The following is a 17,784-nucleotide window of genomic DNA, read 5'->3' as shown; positions in this document are numbered from 1 at the left end:
CGGACGTCTTCTCCGATGACTCCCGCTCCCGCTCCGAAATGTCCGGGGACCTGCCCGACACCCGTGCCTCCCTGCAAGTCGTTCTCGCCGCGCTTCGAAGTACCCGTCGGCCCTACCAGTCTGCCGGGTCCTGTGCACCTCGGTACGCCACGTCCGTGGCGACGGGTTTCTGCCGTCTGCCCATGAGGACGACAACGACATATCTACGGGTTCCCGCCCATAGCGACCACGCGCTCTCGACAGAACAATGTGAGAGGCGTCACCCTGTCTTTCATCCACGCGGGGAGGCATGGATGGGCAGGAGTCGTAGAACCATTCCGGAGGAGCTGCTGCTGCTGGCTCTGGACCCGGCGACGGGCACCACAGCACAGCCTCAGTCGCTCGACCTCGGCCTTGCCGGGGCGCAGCTCGTCGAGCTGGCCCTGGCGGGTCGGATAGCCCCTGATGGGGACCGAATAGCCGTGATACTGGCACGGCCGACCGGAGATCCCACCCTGGACTCCGCTCTGGAACTGCTGCGCAGGCGCGGCAGCCCGGTGCGGGCCGTCCACTGGATCGGCGGGCCCAGACTGGGACTTCGCCAAACCTACCTCACTCATCTGGAACGCTGCGGCATGGTGCACGCGGTGGAGAACCAGATGTGCGGGGTTCTGCCGACGACCCGGTACCAGGCGACGGACACCGCGGTCAGCAGGCAGATCCGGGCCCGGCTGGACAGCGCGATCCGCACCGGCACACCGCCGGACGCGCGGACCGCGGCACTCGCGGCACTGGCACACGCGGTCGGCCTGGGCAAGCACCTCTATCCCGGCAACGAGGGGCGGTCGTCCCGCTCCCGGCTGCGGGATCTGATCAGGCACGACCCGATGGGCGGCCTGGTGGCCCACGCCGTCATGGACGTCCAGAACGGTGCGGCGGGCCAGGCGGCCGCCGCACGGCGCCCGCAGCCCAGCGGCGCGCCACGCAAGGCGGGACACGCTCCGGTGACCGCGGCCATGGCCGTGGTCGGACAGCCGGGGCCTCCGGAGCAGATGCGGCGGAGAGGGGTGACACGGGCCGCGCCCCGCCCTTCGTTGTCGCACTAGAGGGCGCACCGGCGCACGCGCCGGGACGCCCACGCGCCACCACATGAACACGCGCGATACCGGACCACCGGGAGCCGCACAGTGAGCGTGGGGTGTGGCGACGGCCCCAGACGACGGCCGTAGCCACACCCCACGCTTGCGCGCGGCCACACACAGTCGCCAGTCTGATCATCACGCTGTCGCCAATTCCCTGCGGCGGCGCCCCGCCGGGTGGGACGCTGCTCCTGCGACAGGTATGTGATCGCTGACCGACGGAGGTGCAAGTCCGTGGCGGGCAATGTCAATCCCACTGTGCGGCGACGCAGGCTCGGCCAGGAGTTACGGCGTCTCCGGGAGGAGCGGGCCATGACGGCGGAGCAGGTCGCCGACCGGCTGCTCGTCTCCCAGTCGAAGATCAGCAGACTGGAGAACGGGCGGCGCAGCATCAGCCCGCGCGATGTCCGCGACCTCTGCGGTGTCTACGAGGTCGAGGACCAGCTGCTCGTCGACTCCCTCATGCAGATGGCCAGGGAGTCGCGCCAGCAGGGCTGGTGGCACGCGTTCGCCGAACTCTCCACCACCTACAGCGTCTACATCGGCCTGGAGACGGACGCCTCGTCCCTGCGGGTGTTCGAGCCGCAGGTCGTGCCGGGGCTGCTCCAGACCGAGGCGTACGCCGAGGCCGTCATCTCCGGGGCGCTGCCCGAGGTGGGGCAGGACGAGGTCGCCAGCAGGGTCCAGGTGCGGATGCGGCGGCAGCACCGCCTGTGGGACGACCGGAACCCGCTGCGGCTGTGGGCCGTGGTGGACGAGGCCGTGCTGCGCCGCGAGGTCGGCGGCCCCGCGACGATGGTCGAGCAGCTGCACCGGCTCGCGGAATGCGCCCAGCTGCCGAATGTGACGCTCCAGGTGATGCCCTTCTCCGCGGGAGCGCACCCCGGTGTGAACGGGCAGTACGCCGTTATGGAGTTTCCCGAGGCGAGTGATTCGACGGTCATTTACCTGGAGGGCGGCACGAGCGACCTCTATTTGGAGAAGCCGCACGACGTGCAGTACTACAGCGTGATGTACGAGCATCTGCGCGCCCAGGCGCTCAGCCCCGAGCACTCGCGCGCCTTCATCGCCAAGTTGACTGCCGATTACGGGAGTTAGGCAACGGGCACGGGGGTGCACGGGCGCCGGAATATACACGCCCGTCCCCGTGCGCGGTGGGGGAGTCCGGGAGGAACCATCCGGTCGGGTGACGATGTCCGTGGAATGCCGGGTGTGACGGCTACGGTCACGGCGTTACTACCGACCGGCACTTTCCGGAGCAGACACATGGCAATCGAGCAAGGCATCACGCGCACCTGGACGCGCTCCTCGTATTCCGCGGGCAATGGCGCCTGCGTGGAGGTGATGTCCCCGGCCCGCGGCCTGCTGGCCATCCGTGACTCCAAGGTCCCCGGCGGTCCCCGGCTCGGGTTCGCCCTCCGGCCCTGGTCGGCGTTCCTCGGTGTGATGGACGGGGCGGCACGCGTCGGCGAGCGCGCCTGACACACGCCCGGTGCCGTCCGGATGCCGTCCGTCACGCTCCGGACGGCATCCGGGCGCACCACGCACCTCGCGCGTTCTTGTGCGTCACGTTCTTGTCCACCGGCGACGCGGCCGATCCCCCGACCGGCGCGCCGCGGCGGCGGCCCGGCGGCCCGTGTGCGGCCCCGTCGGGCGGGGCATACGCTGACAACAGGGACAGCAGGGAGGTGACGTCATGTCCGAGACACCTGAGACACCCGGCACGCCCGGCGAGGGCGGCCGGAACGAGGCCCCGCAGGACCCGCCGACGCCGGACGGGCTGCTGCACAGCGGCGGCGACCGGCCCGTCGATCCCGAGGACCTGGTCAGGCTCAGTGGGCGCGAGCCCACCCCCGAGCTGATCGAGGAGGCCAGGCGCACGCTGGAGCGCGAGGGTCCGGCCGCCGTCGAGCGCTACCTGCCGTAGCGCCCCCGCCCGCGCGCGGCGGAATGTTCGTCCGCCCCTCCTGGTTGGTGCGGGGTACAGACAAGCACCGACCAGGAGGGCCTACGAGCGTGTCCGCAGGAGCCGAGGGGACCGACACAGCGACCGGGAGCAGCACGGAGGGCGCCGCCGCGCCGGCGGACGAGATCAGGGGCGTCCCGCTGGGCACGTCCCCGGTGCCGCTGTCCGTCCTCGACCTCGCGACCGTGGGCAGCGGGACGACGGCCACCGCCGCGCTGCGCGCCACCGCCGACCTGGCCCGCCTCGCCGAGCGGCGCGGCTACCACCGCTTCTGGGTCGCCGAGCACCACTCGATGCCCGGCGTCGCCAGCTCGTCGCCGACCGTGATCCTCGGCCACCTCACCGCCAGGACCGAGCGCATCCGCCTCGGCACCGGCGGCGTGATGCTGCCGAACCACTCGCCGCTCGTCGTCGCCGAGCAGTTCGGCACGCTGGAGGCCCTGGCGCCCGGCCGGGTCGACATCGGCCTCGGCCGCGCCCCCGGCACCGACGCCGCCACCGCCGCCGCGCTGCGCCGGGGCAGGACCGACGGCCCCGACGAGTTCCCGCGCCAGGTCGCCGAGCTGGTGCGCTTCCTGGACGACGACTACCCCGACGGCCACCCGTACGCGCGCGTCCACGCCGTGCCGGGGCCCGTCCAGGGGACCGCGCCCGGGGGCGTCCAGTCCGCGCACCGGCCGCCCGTGTGGCTGCTCGGCTCGTCCGGCTTCAGCGCCGAACTGGCCGCCCACCTGGGCCTGCCCTTCGCCTTCGCCAACCACTTCTCGTCGGCCAACACGCTGCCCGCGCTGGAGCTGTACCGGGAGACGTTCCGCCCCTCGGCCGTGCTCGACGCGCCGTACGCCCTCATCGGCGTCTCCGCGCTCGCCGCCGACACGGAGGCCGAGGCGTACCGGCAGGTGCGTACCGGCGCGCTGTCCATGGTCCGGCTGCGCACGGGCCGGCCCGGCCTCGTGCCGAGCCCCGAGGAGGCCGAGCACCACCCCTGGACGCCCATGGAGTCGGAGATGGCGGACGGCTGGCTCGCCAACGTCGTGCACGGCACCCCGGACGCCGTACGGGAGGGGCTCGACGCCCTCGCCAAGCGCACCGGCGCCGACGAGCTGATGCTCACCACCCAGGCGCACGGTCCCGAGGCCAGGCTGCGCAGCTACGAGCTGATCGCCGACGCCTACCGGTCCTGATCCTCGCCGCCGGGACCCGCCGCCCGTTCCAGCCTCCCCGCGAGGGCGGCGGCGTCCCGCGTGTACCCCGTCACCAGCAGCTCGCCGCCGTCCCGCAGCCGGATGACGCAGCGCACGTCGGTGCCGAGGGCGCGCGCGGCGGCGTGCGGCCGGTCCGACCGCTCCACGGACGCGATCCCGTCCCACGCCACGGCACGCTCGCCCCCGGGCCGCCGCCGCACGAGGCCCCCCTCGTGCAGCACGAAGACCTCGCCGCGCGTCCGCCGCGCCCGCACGGCGCGCGGAACGCCGTACCCGAGCCCGAGCAGCCCGAGGCCCAGAGGCGCGCCGGCGACGGTGTTCGGCCCCGAGGCGCTGTCCGACCCGAACCACCAGAGCAGCAGCGGAATCCCGGCCGCCACCCCGACGACCCCCACCGCCAGCGCCACCGCCGCGACCCGGGCGCAGCGCCCGCTGTCGGTCGGGTGCTCGCTCACCACGCCGCCGAGCGACGCCTGTCCCGCATCGGCCGTCATAACGGATCGCCACCCCTCGTCAGTTCCCGGTCACGTGGCGTCAAGTCTGCGCGTACGGCGGCCCGCCGGGCAACGCACCGGCGGGCATCGGCCGACAGATCAGCCCGAAGGGGTGGCAATCGGCGCCCGGAACGCCGTAATCCGGACCGATGTTGGTGACCCGGGAACGAAGTACTAGGGTTCGGCCGTTGTCTCTCGCGCTACCGAACGGGGAAGCACCATGGCACAGCGGGTGCACCGGCCGGGCGTGCCCGGCGACCTGAGCGGGCCACGCCGTCTCTGGGCGCGGGCCGCCACCCTGGGCCTCCTGGCCACGGTCGGCATAGGCCGCGACACATACGAGGCCACCGCGGACCGGCTGCACTGCGCCGACCCCGGCGGCAGCTACTGGTGGACGCTCACCCTGCACGGCGACGGCCGCGCCGTCTTCCGCGGCCAGGACGCGGACGGCAGCCAGGGCCACCTGCGCGCCGAGCCCGTCGATCTCCTCGCCACCGCGCCCGCCTGGCTGCCCCTGGACGAGCTGCGGCCCCGGCAGGCCGCCCGCGAACTCGGCTACGTCTACTGGTCCGACGGCGCCTCCTGGTCCCGCGCCCCCTACCCGGACGATCTCGCCGACGACGGACTCGAACTCTCCGCGGGCTGGGTCGGCGACGACGACGAGGTCGCCGAGGAACTGTGGGACGCGGCCGGCGGCGGCGACGAGATGGCCGACGCCGTCGTCGCGTTCCTCGACCGCGCCGAGGCCCGTACGGTGGACGCCGACGCGATCCGGGCGCTGCTGGCCGCCTGTTCGCCGAAGGAGCCGCCGTCCGTCGACGCCGCGCTGGCGTTCGCCGCCAGGGCGGACCTCACTTCCGCGGCCTGACGGCGGGTCACAGCCGGACGAGCCCGGCGCCGGTCGGCCGGAAACCGCAGCCTTCGAGGTAGAACTCCCGCCACTTCTCCTCGAAGTCCACGTGCAGCCACGCGCACCCGGCCGCCCGCGCGTGCTCCACGGCGCACTCCACGAGCGCGCGCCCCACCCCGCGCCGCCGTTCCGCGACCGCCACGACGGTGTCGAGCACGAAGGCGTGCCCGCAGCCGTCCCACGCCACGTTCACGAAGCCGACCAGCGCGCCGTCCGCCGCCCGCCGCGCGCACACCCACCCGAGGCTGAACCGCTCGACCTGGCCCCGCCAGTCGAAGTCGGGCGCCGGCGGATGCCCGAACCCCTCGGCGTGCAGCTCCTCGACCTCACCGTTCTCGAACGCGCCGCGCCATTCGCAGGCCACCGTGGTCACCGTCATCCCGCCACCGTAAGCGCGCCCCGCCGATCCGGACCCCGCCTTTCCGCCGAAGATCGTCAGGCCCCGGCCACTTGCTGCGCGCGCGGGGGCGCGTCACTCCGCCGGGGGGATGCCCGCGCGGCGGGCCAGGGCCACCGCGGCGAGGGTCGAGTGGACGCCGAGTTTGCCCAGCACGTTCTGCATGTGCGTGCGGACGGTGTGGGGCGAGAGGAACAGGCGCTCCGCCACAGCCTTGCGCCCCATACCGGCGAGCATGCAGCGCAGCACCTCCAGCTCACGCGGCGTCAGCGACTCGACGAGGCGCTCGTGCTCGCTGCGGTGGCGGCGGTCGCGGTCGAGTTCGCGCAGGACGCCGGTCAGCAGCGCCGGGGGCACGTGCGTCTCGTCCCGCAGCGAGCCCCGTACGACCAGCAGCAGCCGCGCCAGCGAACTGTCCTTCGCCACCCACCCGCGCGCGCCCGCCGCCAGCGCGCGCGCCGCGAGCCGCGCGTCGTCGGCTGCCGCGAGCATGACAGCGCGGAGGTCGGGGAAACGCTCCCGCACGGCCGTCAGCAGAGCGCCGTCCGCGTCGAGTTCCGCGTCGAGCAGGAGGACGTCGTAGGCGGGGTACCCGGTGCGTTCGAGCTGCTGGAACGCCGCCTGCGCGGTGCCCACGGCGGCGGCCTCGACGTCCGCCTCCGCCGTCAGGGCGGTCGCCAGGGACTCGGCGAAGATCCGGTGCCCGTCGACCACCAGCACCCGAATACGTTCCACTGCGCTGCCCTTCGAAGGCCCGGGAGAGCGGGGGACACGACGGCGCAGGGGCGCGGCGGGCATCGGCGGGCACGGGACACCGCGCCCGGCGGTCCTTCCGGACGTACGGCCGCCGCCGTACGCACCGATGCCGGTCGCGGGCACGCACCCGCCGCTCTCGCCCCCTGAGACAGCACCGGCCCCCACCGGTGCTGCCCTCAGAGTACGTGCGGCGCGCCGTCGCGGGCAGTGGTTTGACAGAAGTAACCCGTCGGGAACGCGGGGAAAGCCCAGATCGCGGAAGTCCCTCAGCGGGTGAGCCGGCGCGCGCCCGCGGACGGGACGGCCTCAAAGACGCGCGGCGCGGCGTACCCGGCCGCGGCGAACGCCTCCCGCACCGCCTCGCCGACGGCCTCGGCCGACGCCGCCTCCACGAGGACGATCGCCGAGCCGCCGAAGCCGCCGCCCGTCATGCGCGCGCCCAGGGCGCCCGCCTTGCCCGAAGCCTCGACGACGAGGTCGAGTTCGGGGCAGGAGACCTCGAAGTCGTCCCGCAGCGACGCGTGGCCCTCCGTCAGGACCGGGCCGATCTCGCGCGGGCGCTCCGCGTCGAGCAGCCCGATGACCCGCTCGACGCGCCGGTCCTCGGTGACGACGTGCCGCACGCGGCGGCGGACCACCGGGTCGTCGAGCCGCGCCAGGGCGTCGTCGAGACCGTCGGAGGGCACGTCGCGCAGGAACGGCACGCCGAGCGCCGCCGCGCCCGCCTCGCACTCCGCGCGCCGCCGGGCGTACGCCCCGTCCGCGTGGCTGTGCTTGACCCGCGTGTCCACGACGAGCAGCCGCAGGCCCGCCTCGGCCATGGCGAACGGCACCTGCCGCCGCGCCAGGTCGCGCGTGTCCAGGAAAAGGACCTCCCCGGCGGCGCAGGCGGCGGACGCCATCTGGTCGAGGATGCCGCAGGGCATGCCGACGAAGTCGTTCTCGGCGCGCTGGGAGACGCGGGCCAGCTCGTCCGGCGTGAGCCCGAGCCCGTTCAGGTCGCTGAGCGCCAGCGCCGTCACCACTTCGAGCGCGGCGGACGAAGACAGCCCGGCGCCCACGGGCACGTCCGAGGTGAAGTGGATGTCGGCGCCGCCGAGTTCGTGCCCGTCCGCGAGCAGCACCCAGGCGACCCCGGCCGGGTACGCGGCCCAGCCGGTGACGCGTCCAGGCGCCAGGTCGTCGAGGGAGACCTCGGTGATGCCGCCGTCGCCGTCCGCCGAGTGCAGGCGCAGCAGGCGGTCGGTGCGCCGGGAGACGGTGGCGACCGCGTTGTGGGGGAGCGCGAAGGGCATGACGAAGCCCTCGTTGTAGTCGGTGTGCTCCCCGATGAGGTTGACCCGGCCGGGGGCGGCCCAGCGCCCGTCGGCCGGCACCCCGTACACGTCCTCGTGCGCGGTCATCCCGCCTGCTCCTCTCGCTGCGCGAACGCCCACGCGTCCGCGATGATGCCGTCCAGGTCGGTCCGCGCGGGGCGCCAGCCGAGGCGCGCGCGGGCGCGGTCGGCCGAGGCGACCAGGACGGCCGGGTCGCCGGCGCGGCGGGGGGCCTCGGTCTCCGGGATGGGGTGGCCGGTGACGCGGCGGGCGCTCTCGACGACCTCGCGGACGGAGAAGCCGTTGCCGTTGCCGAGGTTGCAGATCAGGTGCTCGCCGGGGGTGGCGGCGTCGAGGGCCAGCAGGTGGGCCTCGGCGAGGTCGGCGACGTGGATGTAGTCGCGGACGCAGGTGCCGTCGGGGGTGGGGTAGTCGGTGCCGTAGACGGAGATGGCGGGGCGGCGGCCCTGGGCGACCTGGAGGATGATCGGGATCAGGTGGCTCTCGGGGTCGTGCCGTTCGCCGAACGTGCCCTCGCCGGTGCGGTGGGCGCCCGCGACGTTGAAGTAGCGCAGGGAGACGGCGGCGAGGCCGTGGGCGTGCGCCTCGCTGGTGATCATGTGGTCCACGGCGAGCTTGCTGGCGCCGTACGGGTTGGCGGGCGCGGTGGGGAAGTCCTCGGTGATGGGGCTGCCGGCCGGTTCGCCGTAGACGGCGGCGGTGGAGGAGAAGACTAGGCGGCGCACGCCCGCGTCGCGCATGGCGCGGAGCAGTTCGAGCGAGCCGGCGACGTTGTTGCGCCAGTACTTCTCCGGGTCGGTGACGGACTCGCCGACCTGGGAGGAGGCGGCGAAGTGCAGCACGCCGTCGAAGCCGCCGATGCCGAGGAGGCCCGCGGCGTCCTGTACGCGGCCCACGACCAGTTCGGCGCCGGGGGGCACGCCCTCCTTGAAGCCGGTGGACAGGTCGTCGAGGACGGTCACGCGGTGGCCCGCCGCCAGCAGCCGGGCGGCGACCACGCTGCCCACATAGCCCGCGCCGCCCGTCACCAGGTATGTGCTCACTTGTCCGTCGCCACCTCTCGCAGCCGGGCGGCAGCGGCCTCCGGCAGCACGTCGTTCACGAAGGCGCCCATCCCCGACTCGGAACCGGCGAGGAACTTCAGCTTCCCCGGGCTGCGGCGGATCGTGAACAGCTCCAGGTGGAGGGCGAGGTCCTCGCGGTCATCGATGCCGAACGGCGCCTGATGCCAGCCGGAAATATACGGTGTCGGCCCCGCGTCCTCGCCGAAGATCCGGTCGAAGCGGCGCAGCAGTTCGAGGTAGACGGCGGGGAACGCGGCGCGGGCGTCGTCGTCCAGGGCGCGCAGGTCGGGGACGCGGTGGCGGGGGTAGAGGTGCACCTCGTACGGCCAGCGCGCGGCGTGGGGGACGAACGCGGTCCAGTGCGGGGTGTCCAGCACGACGCGTTCGGCGGCGGCGCGCTCGGTGGCCAGCACTTCGTCGTACAGGTTGGCGCCGGTACGGGCGCGGTGTGCGCGGACGGACCGCAGGGCGCGCTCGGTGAAGGGGGTGACGTACGGGTAGCCGTAGATCTGCCCGTGCGGGTGGCCGAGGGTGACGCCGATCTCGGCGCCGCGGTTCTCGAAGCAGTACACCTGGCGTACGCCCGGGTGCTGGGCCAGCTCGGCCGTGCGGTCGGTCCACGCGTGGAGCACCAGCGCCGCCTGCTCCTCGGTGAGGTCGGCGAACGACGCGTGGTGGTCGGAGGTGAAGCAGACGACCTCGCAGCGGCCGGTGCCGTCCCCGAAGGAGGGGAAGCGGTTCTCGAAGACCGCGACCTCGTAGCTCTGCGCCGGGATCTCGCTCAGCCGGTCGCCCTGGCTGGGGCACAGGGGGCACTGGTCTGCGGGCGGCAGGTACGTGCGGTCCTGGCGGTGCGCGGCGTACCCGATGTGCTCGTCGAGGAGCGGGTCGTGGCGGATCTCGGAGCGGGAGGCGGCGGGCGCGAGGGGGCGGCGGTCGAAGGCGTCGCGGACGGCGTCGTCGTGCGCGTCGTAGTAGATGAGTTCGCGGCCGTCGGCCAGCCGGGTGGCGGTCCTCTTCATGAGCTGTCCAGATCACGCGAAGTCCAACAGAATCAAACAATAGGCAGCATACAGTGCGGCGCGGCGCCCTGAGGAGGCCCGCGGGGCACTTCCCGCGCGCACTCGGGCAAGCAACTTGCACAAGTTGCTTGCCGAAAACTACGGTGGCCCGTATGACCGAATCCGGACACGCGCCACCGCCGGACACCACCGTCGAGACCGCGCACCGCCTGAGCGTCGCCATCACCCGGCTGCGCTCCCGCCTGCGCGAGGAGTCCGGCACGCACGACACCGGCCTGTCCATCTCGCAGCTGTCCGTGCTGCGCCGCGTCCTCGACGAGGGACCGGTCACCGCCGCCCACCTCGCCGCCGCAGAACACGTCAGCCCCCAGTCCATCGCGCAGAACCTCGCCGCCCTCAAGGAGGCCAGGCTCGTCACCGCCCGCCGCGACCCCGCCGACGGGCGCCGCACCCTGATCACCGCCAACGCGAGCGGCGACGCCCTGGTGCGCTCCCTGCGCGCGTCACGCAAGGCCTGGCTGGTCCAGGCGATCGACTCCCTCGTCGGCCCGGAGGAACGGCCCGCGCTCGACACCGCGCTCGACCTGCTGGAACGGCTCGCCGCCGCCGACGTCCACAACGACGGCCGCACCACCGCGCGGAAGGGGAACGGCCGCAAGGAGGCCGCTCCGTGACCGGAGCACCACGCCGCGCCCCCGCCCCGCCCGCCGCGCCCGCCGCGCGTACGGACGGCGGCGCCCGCCCGTTCTCCTGGCGCTTCACCACCCCCCTGCTCCTCGGCGCCTCCCTCAACCCGGTCAACAGCTCGCTCCTCGCCACCGCCCTCACCCCCATCGCCGCGTCGCTGGGCGTCCCGGTCGGCCGGGTCGCCGTCCTCGTCGCGGCCCTCTACCTGGCCAGCGCCATCGCCCAGCCCACGGCGGGCAAGCTGGCCGAGGAGTTCGGGCCGCGCCGCGTCTTCCTGACGGGCGCGGCCCTCGTCGTCGCCGGCGGCACGGCCGGCGCCCTCGGCCAGGACCTCCCGACGCTCGTCGCCGCCCGCGTCCTCATCGGCGTCGGCACGTCCGCCGCCTACCCGACCGCCATGCTGCTGATACGGCGCCGCGCCGCCGACGCGGGACTGGCCGAACCACCCGGCCGCGTCCTCGGCGCCCTCTCCGTCGCCGGCCAGGCCACCCTGGCGCTCGGCCTCCCCGCGGGCGGCCTGCTGGTGGGCGCCGCGGGATGGCGCTGGACGTTCCTCGCCAGCGTCCCCTTCGCGCTCGCCGCCCTCGCGATGACCTGGGCGTGGATACCCCGCGACCCGCCCGTGGCGCGGCGCGGGAGCGCGCGGGAGGTCCTCGCCCGGCTCGACGTGGCGGGGATCGCCGGTTTCGGCGGCGCGATGACGGCGCTGCTCGTCTTCCTCATGGCGCTCCCCGAACCCGCCTGGGCCGCCCTCGTGCCGGCCGCCGTCCTGGCCGCCGCGCTGACGGCCTGGGAGCTGCGGGCCCGCGCGCCGTTCCTCGACGTACGGCTGCTCGCGTCGAACCTGCCGCTCGTCCGCACGTACCTGCGTGTCGCCCTGACCCAGCTCGGCGTCTACACGGTGATGTACGGCGTCACGCAGTGGCTGGAGGCGGGGCGCGGCCTGTCGGCGGAGCAGGCCGGGCTGCTGGTCCTGCCGATGAGCGGCCTCGCCGTCCTCGTCACGCGGCCGGTCGCGCGGCGGAACATGCTGCGCGGCGCCCTCGTCGCGGCCGCCGCCGCGTCCCTGGCCGGCTCGGCCGGGATGCTGCTCCTCGGCACGTCGGCGCCCGTCGTGGCCGTCGTCGGCGTGACGCTGGCCTTCGGCGTCACGGTCGGCACCCAGGCGGCGGGGAACCAGACCGCCCTCTACCTCCAGGCCCCGGCCGGACGCATCGGCACGGCCGCCGGGCTCTTCCGCACCTCCGCCTACACCGGCTCGATCGCGTCCTCGACGCTGACCGGCGTCGTCTTCCACGACGAGGTCACCGACGCGGGACTGCACACCATCGCCGTCGTCCTCATCGCCGTCAGCGCCGTCGTGCTGCTGATGGTCCTCACGGACCGCGCGCTGAGGAAGGACCCCACGCACCGCCCACGCAAGGAGCCCCCCACATGACCACCCCGCCCACCGCCGACGCCCGTACCACCGCCCTGCTGGTCATGGACCTCCAGCCGTCCGTCCTCGCCGCCCTCCCGGACACCGAGGCCGACACGCTGGTGGAACGGGTCGCCGACGCCGTCGCCACCGTACGGGCCGCTGGCGGCACCGTCGGGTACGTCCGCGTCGGCCTCAGTGACGCGGACCGCGCCGCCGTACCCGCCGCCAACACGTCGTTCTCCCGGCTCGCCGCCGACCCCGGCCGCCTGCGCGCCGACGCGCCGGACACGGCCGTCGACGCACGGCTGGCGCCCCTGCCGGGCGACATCCAGGTCCGCAAGACGCGCTACGGCGCGTTCTCCACGACCGACCTCGACGCCCGCCTCCGCGAGCGGGGCATCACCACGCTCGTCCTCGCCGGGGTCTCCACGAGCGGCGTCGTCCTGTCCACCGCCCTCGACGCCGCCGACCGCGACTACGGGGTCTACGTCCTGTCCGACGCTGTGGCCGACGCCAGGGCCGCCGTGCACCGCACCCTGGTCGCCGACGTCCTCCCGACCCGCGCCCACGTCCTCGGCACCGCCGCGCTGCGCGACGTCCTCACGCCCTGACGGGCACACACCGGGCCGAAACGTCATCCGGCGAACGGCAAGTGTTCGCCCTGCCGTTAGGCCGACGCAACGTCAGTCCGCAAGGGACTACGGTCATCCGGTATGAGAACGGATACACCCGACCCGTCACCCCCCGTGCCCGCCGGACCCCCCGCCCAGGGCCGCGCCGCACGCCGGGCCGCCCAGCGCAGGGCGGCGGCCACCAGGACGTCGCCCGCCGCGCTGGTCACGGCGCTGGTCGTCCTGCTCGCCGGGGCCGGTGCCCTGCTGCTGCTCGCACCCGGGGGGCCGGGGAGCCTGGGGGGCGGCGACGCGGGGCCCGTGCTGGTCACCGGCGGGGCGTCCGCCTCGCTGTACCGGACGCTGACCGACGCGCTCGCGGACGCGCCGCACCTCGTCCACGTCGCGCTGGAGATAGCGAGCGAGGGCAGCGTCGTCGTCCTCGGCCTGATCCTGCTGTGGACCTGCTGGCTCGCCCTGCGCCGGGGCGACGCGCGCACCGTCGCCGCCACCGTCCTCGCGGGCGTGGGCACGATCGCCGCGTACGCCACCAGCGAGACGCTGAAGCTCGTCGTGGACGAGGAACGCCCCTGCCGCGCCGTCAGCGGCGCCGACCCGGTCGCCGAGTGCCCGCCGCCGGGCGACTGGTCCTTCCCCAGCAACCACTCGACGCTGGCGGCCGGGCTCGCCATGGGCCTGGCCGTCCTGCGGCCGCGGCTCGCGCCGGTCGTCCTGCCGCTCGGCGCCCTGGCGGGCCTGCTGCGGGTGGCGGTCGGCGTCCACTACCCGCACGACGTGCTGGCCGGCTTCTCCCTCGGCGCATCCGTGACGGCCGCCCTGGTGCTCGCCGCCACAGCGCTCCTGGCACGCCTGCTCGGCCCCCTCCTGGAACGCTGGGGCCCGCGCCTCGGCCTGGCCACCGCGACCGCGACCGCCACCGTCCTTCCCCGCACCGACGGCCCCGGCCAAACCGGTGACGAGGCCCGCTACACGACGCCCCCCACCCGCGAACCCGACGGCCGCCCACGCTGACACCCTCCGCGCCCGCCCCGCCGGTCCGGCGCCGACCCGATGTGCGGCGGTGGCCGCCGAGCGCCGCCGCACGCGGGCGCGCCCGGTGGCGCGTCAGGGACGTCCGGGCCCGACGAGCTGGGCCGACGAGCTGGGCCGGCGCGCGCAGACAGGCGACGACACCGGCGCCTTCCCGCCCGGCCGGCCCTACGACGGTCCCACCCGTGAGGCGCGGCTCACGGGCCCCGGCCCGGCCGCGCTCTGCTTCGCCGACCGGCTGCCCGAGAACGCGGACGCCACCTGGCCGCTGCCCTACCTCCCCCAGGGCACGTACCGGTCCGAGGACCTCATCCCGCCGAGCAGATCCGCGCCATGGCCGAGCGCCGCCCCGGCACCACGCCGGGCGGTGGCGTACCGCCGGCCGAGACCGGCGGCTGATCGGGTGTGGGACCTCACGATGACCGCCGTCCGGCCCGGTCACCAGGGCCGGGGGCTCGGAACGGCCCTGCTGCGGCACGTCGAGGAAGAGCTGCGCGGCGACGGACAGCGGCTCCTGCCCGTCGACACCTGCGGCACCCCTCGGTACGACCGTGCCAGGACGTTCTGTGCCGGATGCGGCTATGCCGAGGAGGACCGGGTGCGGGACCACCGGGCGGACGGCGACGACCTGCTGGTCCTCCGCAAGGCCCTGACGCGCACGGCGGACCGCGCACGCCGCCTCCGGGCACCGGAGGGTCAGCGCGGTCGTCGGAGATGGTCGAGAAGGCCGGTGCGCACGGCGAGTGCCGCCGCTTCGAGGCGTGAGGTCGTCCCCAGTTTGGTCAGCAGCCGCTGGACGTGGGTGCGCGCCGTGCTCGGGGCCACGCCGAGCCGTTCGGCGATCCGCCGCGTGTCGTCACCCTCCACGATCCGGGCGAGCACGGCCGCCTCGCGGTCCGTCAGCAGGGCCGCGAGCCTGGCGCCCTCCGCGTCCGGCGCGAGCCGGGGGTGCAGCAGTTCGGCGAACGCGTCGCGCAGCAGTTGCGGCGCCACCGCCGCCTCGCCCGCCTTCGCCTTGATCATGGCCCGTTCCACCCCCTCTATGCGCTCGTCGTGCCGCACGTACCCGCGCGCCCCCGCCGCGAAGGCCGCCGCCACGCCGTGCGGTCTCGGGACCGGACCGAGCACCACCACGGCCACGCGCGGACTCTCCCGCCGCATCCGCAGCAGCGGGTCGAGCGCCCCCGGCGCCTCCGGCGCGGACGAGCCGAACAGCGCGACATCCGGCTGCTTGCTCACCGACAGCTCGCACAGCCGCGACACCGGCGCACCGGCGCCCAGCACCCGGTGGCCGCGCACCCGCAGCGCCGAGGCCAGCGCCTCGGCGACCAGCCGCCGGTCGTCCACCACCACCACGCGTACGTTCATGGCCTCCACCCCGCCCCGGTCGTCGCGCTCAGCTCCCCGGCCGGTACGGCGGGGGAGCGACGGCGCCCGCGCACCCGCCGCGCGCGAGGGATCTCGCGGGCGCGGGCGGGTGTGCCGTCGCTGCGCGGCGGGCGCCGGTCGTGCGGGAGACGGACGCCCGGCGGTCCCGACTCCTTCTCGCGTGCCCCCCGGCCGGACGCCGCCGCCGCGGACGGCGCCATGCCGCCGGGACCGGACGTCGCGGCCGGCCCCTCCGGGCCGCGAGTGACGTACTGATAGGCCATGATTCTCCCCTGCGCCACCCCGGAGGGCCGGATCTGGCCACCCGCCGCCCGCCCGCGCCCGCCTACCGGTAGACGAGCAGCGCCGGCGGTTCCTCGTCCGCCGCGCCGGCGCTGAACGACTGGTTGAGCAGCATCAGGGTGCCGTCCCGCCACACGGGTATCCGGTCCACGGGGAACAGGCCGGACATCAGCTCCCACTCGTCCCTGCGGGCGGCGCGGTCCAGGGCCATCACCGCGGTCGCCTCCTCGGTGGCCGGGTCGATCGCGACCACCAGGCCCTCCAGCTCCTGCGTGCCGGGCTGGTAGGCGAGGACCTTGCCGTCCACGGAGTCGAACGGGCGTATCCCCCCGCCGTTGACGGCCGGGACCTCGTACTCGCCCTGGCCCGTGGACAGGTCGAACGAGACGACGGCGGTGTTGTCGTAGGGCACGTTCGTCCCCAGGTAGAGGTGCCCGTCGAGGACGACGCCGAGGGGGCAGTCCGCCAGGGTGTTGATGCGGCACGGGGAGACGTAGCGGCGGTCGTCGTAGTCGAGCCGCGCGGCGACCTCCTCGTGGGCGTCGTCCACGACGAGGATGCCCTCCTCGCCCGCTCCCGTCTCGTCCGTGTCCAGCTCGGCCGTGACCACCAGGGGGTCGATGGACAGGACCGCGCCGACCGAGAACGGCCGGTCCTCGTACGTCGTCCCGTACTCCCACCGCCACAGCTCGTCGCCCGCCGCGTCGGTGGCGCGGATCGCGCCGCTGTCCGCGTCCCCCGACGCGTCGCGGCAGATCATCTGGGAGACCAGGGCCCCGTCGATGACGGCGTAGGAGCCCTCGACGCAGCGCTGGGTCTCCAGCGAGGAACGCCAGATCCGCTCGCCGTCGGCGATGCTGTACCCGCCGCTGCCGACGCCCCAGCCGACCGCGACCGTGTCGCCGAGCAGCGCCGGGTAGCTGTACTTGCCCGGCTGCATGGCGTCGTCGCCCAGCGGTATGGACACGATCTCCTCGCCCGCCTCGATGTCCACCACGGTGACGGCCTCGCAGTCGCGGCCCTGGAGGACGGCGATGCGGCCCGCGTCGGCGGTCGGCGACGCGTTGCACGTGCCGCCCGACAGGTCGAAGGGCAGCTCCCAGCGCTCGGCCCCCGTCTCCAGGTCGTACGCCACCAGCGCGTCGTGCATCAGCCGCACCAGGGTGTCGTCGGTGAACCAGATGCCGCGCGCGTCGACGACGATCTCCTCCTCGGGGATCTCCGGCGCGGGCACGTTCCACGCGAGCGACGCCGTGACCGGCTCGGCGGGCAGCGTCTCCCCGTCCTCGCCGCCCTGCCCGTCGTCGCCGGACGGCTGGGCGGCCGGGGTCCCGCCGCCGTCCCCGGTGAGGTACCAGACGAGGCCGCCCGCCGCGAACAGGACGGCCAGGACGAGGGTGACGACCAGCACGGTCCGCGCCGGGTCACGCCGCCGCCCGCCACTGGAGCCGGAGCCGGAGCCGGAGCCGGAGCCGGGGCCCGGACCGGGAACGGGCGTCACCGGAGGGGGAGTCGTGCCGTACGGCGCGCCGGGCGGGCCGGGCGGGTGTGGCGTGACGGGCGGGTGCGGCACCGGCGGGCCGAAGACGCCGTCCGCCGTCTCCCGCCCCGCGACGGCGTACCCGTCCGGCGGCGCGGGCGGGAAGCCGTACCCGGCGGGTGGCGTGCGCGGGTAGCCGTACCCGGGCCGCCCCGGTGTCTCCCCGGCCGGGGCGTCCATCCTCGGCGGCGGCCCGAACGAGCCCTCCGGCGGTGGTGTCGGCTGCGCCATGCGTCCCCCTGCTCACCGTGCCCGGTCCGGAACGGCCGGGCCACGCGGTGTGTTTCCGTCGCCCACCTGTTTACCACCGGCCACCGACAGTCGCCCCGCCGGTACCGCCGGGGACCGCCGGGGACGCGTCCGGCGGCGCCCATCGGCCCGCTCTCCGGGCCCCGCCGGACGCGGTGCGTCGCGGGGCGGTGGGAAGGCCCGCAGCGCGGCCCCGGAGGCCCGTGCCCCAAACGTTCCTCGTACCGGGCGCACTCGGGGCGATGCGACAACGCGGCGAGGTTCCAGTCCACACGCAGGCAGTCCGG

Annotated in this window: 18 protein-coding genes and 1 pseudogene; 11 read left to right on the top strand and 8 right to left on the bottom strand. The window is 74.9% G+C overall.

Annotation, left to right across the window (positions count from 1 at the left end; translation table 11 throughout):
* The first annotated feature begins 293 nt into the window (after positions 1–293).
* The 5 genes from ACL02R_RS22810 (at position 294) to ACL02R_RS22790 (ending at position 4,268) form a co-directional block, all read left to right on the top strand.
* Positions 294–1,085 (top strand): GOLPH3/VPS74 family protein, encoded by a 792-nt coding sequence (locus tag ACL02R_RS22810; RefSeq protein ID WP_412798838.1) that lies wholly within the window; start codon positions 294–296, stop codon positions 1,083–1,085.
* 267 nt (positions 1,086–1,352) lie between these two features.
* Positions 1,353–2,216: a helix-turn-helix domain-containing protein gene (locus ACL02R_RS22805; RefSeq protein WP_412798837.1), complete on the top strand. Its 864-nt coding sequence runs from the start codon at positions 1,353–1,355 to the stop codon at positions 2,214–2,216.
* A 168-nt stretch (positions 2,217–2,384) separates the two neighbouring features.
* A complete protein-coding gene (locus ACL02R_RS22800) occupies positions 2,385–2,600 on the top strand; it encodes a DUF397 domain-containing protein (RefSeq protein ID WP_412798836.1) in 216 nt (71 codons plus the stop codon).
* 214 nt (positions 2,601–2,814) lie between these two features.
* Positions 2,815–3,045, top strand: coding sequence for a hypothetical protein (locus tag ACL02R_RS22795; protein WP_362958340.1), 231 nt, complete (start codon positions 2,815–2,817; stop codon positions 3,043–3,045).
* Positions 3,046–3,209: 164 nt separating this feature from the next.
* On the top strand, positions 3,210–4,268 hold the full coding sequence (locus tag ACL02R_RS22790; RefSeq protein ID WP_412798856.1) for an LLM class flavin-dependent oxidoreductase: 1,059 nt from the start codon (positions 3,210–3,212) through the stop codon (positions 4,266–4,268).
* Here ACL02R_RS22790 and ACL02R_RS22785 read toward each other — a convergent pair.
* Positions 4,256–4,783: a hypothetical protein gene (locus ACL02R_RS22785; RefSeq protein ID WP_412798835.1), complete on the bottom strand. Its 528-nt coding sequence runs from the start codon at positions 4,781–4,783 to the stop codon at positions 4,256–4,258. The genes ACL02R_RS22790 and ACL02R_RS22785 overlap by 13 nt on opposite strands.
* Before the next feature lie 220 nt (positions 4,784–5,003).
* On the opposite strand from ACL02R_RS22785, the gene ACL02R_RS22780 reads away from it, so the two are divergent.
* Complete coding sequence (locus ACL02R_RS22780) at positions 5,004–5,651, top strand: hypothetical protein (protein WP_412798834.1); 648 nt, start codon at positions 5,004–5,006, stop codon at positions 5,649–5,651.
* 7 nt (positions 5,652–5,658) lie between these two features.
* On the opposite strand, the gene ACL02R_RS22775 is transcribed toward ACL02R_RS22780, so the two are convergent.
* From ACL02R_RS22775 to galT, 5 genes are all read right to left on the bottom strand, one after another.
* Positions 5,659–6,072, bottom strand: coding sequence for a GNAT family N-acetyltransferase (locus ACL02R_RS22775; protein WP_412798833.1), 414 nt, complete (start codon positions 6,070–6,072; stop codon positions 5,659–5,661).
* Between the two features lie 93 nt (positions 6,073–6,165).
* Positions 6,166–6,825, bottom strand: coding sequence for a helix-turn-helix transcriptional regulator (locus tag ACL02R_RS22770; protein ID WP_412798832.1), 660 nt, complete (start codon positions 6,823–6,825; stop codon positions 6,166–6,168).
* Between the two features lie 287 nt (positions 6,826–7,112).
* Positions 7,113–8,249, bottom strand: coding sequence for a galactokinase (gene galK, locus ACL02R_RS22765; protein ID WP_412798831.1), 1,137 nt, complete (start codon positions 8,247–8,249; stop codon positions 7,113–7,115).
* Positions 8,246–9,226, bottom strand: a complete 981-nt coding sequence (gene galE / locus ACL02R_RS22760; RefSeq protein ID WP_412798830.1) for a UDP-glucose 4-epimerase GalE — start codon at positions 9,224–9,226, stop codon at positions 8,246–8,248. Before galE ends, galK begins: the two co-directional genes overlap by 4 nt.
* Positions 9,223–10,269, bottom strand: coding sequence for a galactose-1-phosphate uridylyltransferase (gene galT / locus ACL02R_RS22755; RefSeq protein WP_412798829.1), 1,047 nt, complete (start codon positions 10,267–10,269; stop codon positions 9,223–9,225). The genes galE and galT overlap by 4 nt, the downstream gene beginning before the upstream one ends.
* 152 nt (positions 10,270–10,421) lie before the next feature.
* Between galT and ACL02R_RS22750 the strand changes: the two genes are divergently transcribed.
* The 5 genes and pseudogenes from ACL02R_RS22750 to ACL02R_RS22730 form a co-directional block, all read left to right on the top strand.
* Complete coding sequence (locus ACL02R_RS22750) at positions 10,422–10,943, top strand: MarR family winged helix-turn-helix transcriptional regulator (RefSeq protein WP_412798828.1); 522 nt, start codon at positions 10,422–10,424, stop codon at positions 10,941–10,943.
* Positions 10,940–12,394: an MFS transporter gene (locus ACL02R_RS22745; protein ID WP_412798827.1), complete on the top strand. Its 1,455-nt coding sequence runs from the start codon at positions 10,940–10,942 to the stop codon at positions 12,392–12,394. Before ACL02R_RS22750 ends, ACL02R_RS22745 begins: the two co-directional genes overlap by 4 nt.
* Positions 12,391–12,987, top strand: coding sequence for a cysteine hydrolase family protein (locus tag ACL02R_RS22740; RefSeq protein ID WP_412798826.1), 597 nt, complete (start codon positions 12,391–12,393; stop codon positions 12,985–12,987). The genes ACL02R_RS22745 and ACL02R_RS22740 overlap by 4 nt, the downstream gene beginning before the upstream one ends.
* A 102-nt stretch (positions 12,988–13,089) precedes the next feature.
* The gene (locus ACL02R_RS22735; RefSeq protein WP_412798825.1) at positions 13,090–14,019 is read left to right on the top strand and encodes a phosphatase PAP2 family protein; all 930 of its coding nucleotides are present in this window, start codon (positions 13,090–13,092) and stop codon (positions 14,017–14,019) included.
* A pseudogene (locus ACL02R_RS22730) lies at positions 13,961–14,542 on the top strand (GNAT family N-acetyltransferase); the annotation flags it as partial. The gene ACL02R_RS22735 and the pseudogene ACL02R_RS22730, both read left to right, overlap by 59 nt.
* A gap of 191 nt (positions 14,543–14,733) precedes the next feature.
* On the opposite strand, the gene ACL02R_RS22725 reads toward ACL02R_RS22730, so the two are convergent.
* Both ACL02R_RS22725 and ACL02R_RS22720 read right to left on the bottom strand, forming a co-directional pair.
* The gene (locus ACL02R_RS22725) at positions 14,734–15,405 is read right to left on the bottom strand and encodes a response regulator transcription factor (RefSeq protein ID WP_412798824.1); all 672 of its coding nucleotides are present in this window, start codon (positions 15,403–15,405) and stop codon (positions 14,734–14,736) included.
* Between the two features lie 346 nt (positions 15,406–15,751).
* On the bottom strand, positions 15,752–17,479 hold the full coding sequence (locus ACL02R_RS22720) for a PQQ-binding-like beta-propeller repeat protein (protein WP_412798823.1): 1,728 nt from the start codon (positions 17,477–17,479) through the stop codon (positions 15,752–15,754).
* Between the last annotated feature and the right edge of the window lie 305 nt (positions 17,480–17,784).

Origin of the sequence: Streptomyces sp. MS19, assembly GCF_047200595.1 — a bacterium.
Taxonomy (GTDB): domain Bacteria; phylum Actinomycetota; class Actinomycetes; order Streptomycetales; family Streptomycetaceae; genus Streptomyces.
The sequence above is the reverse complement of the archived record's forward strand: the minus strand, read 5'-3'. Positions and strand labels throughout refer to the sequence as shown.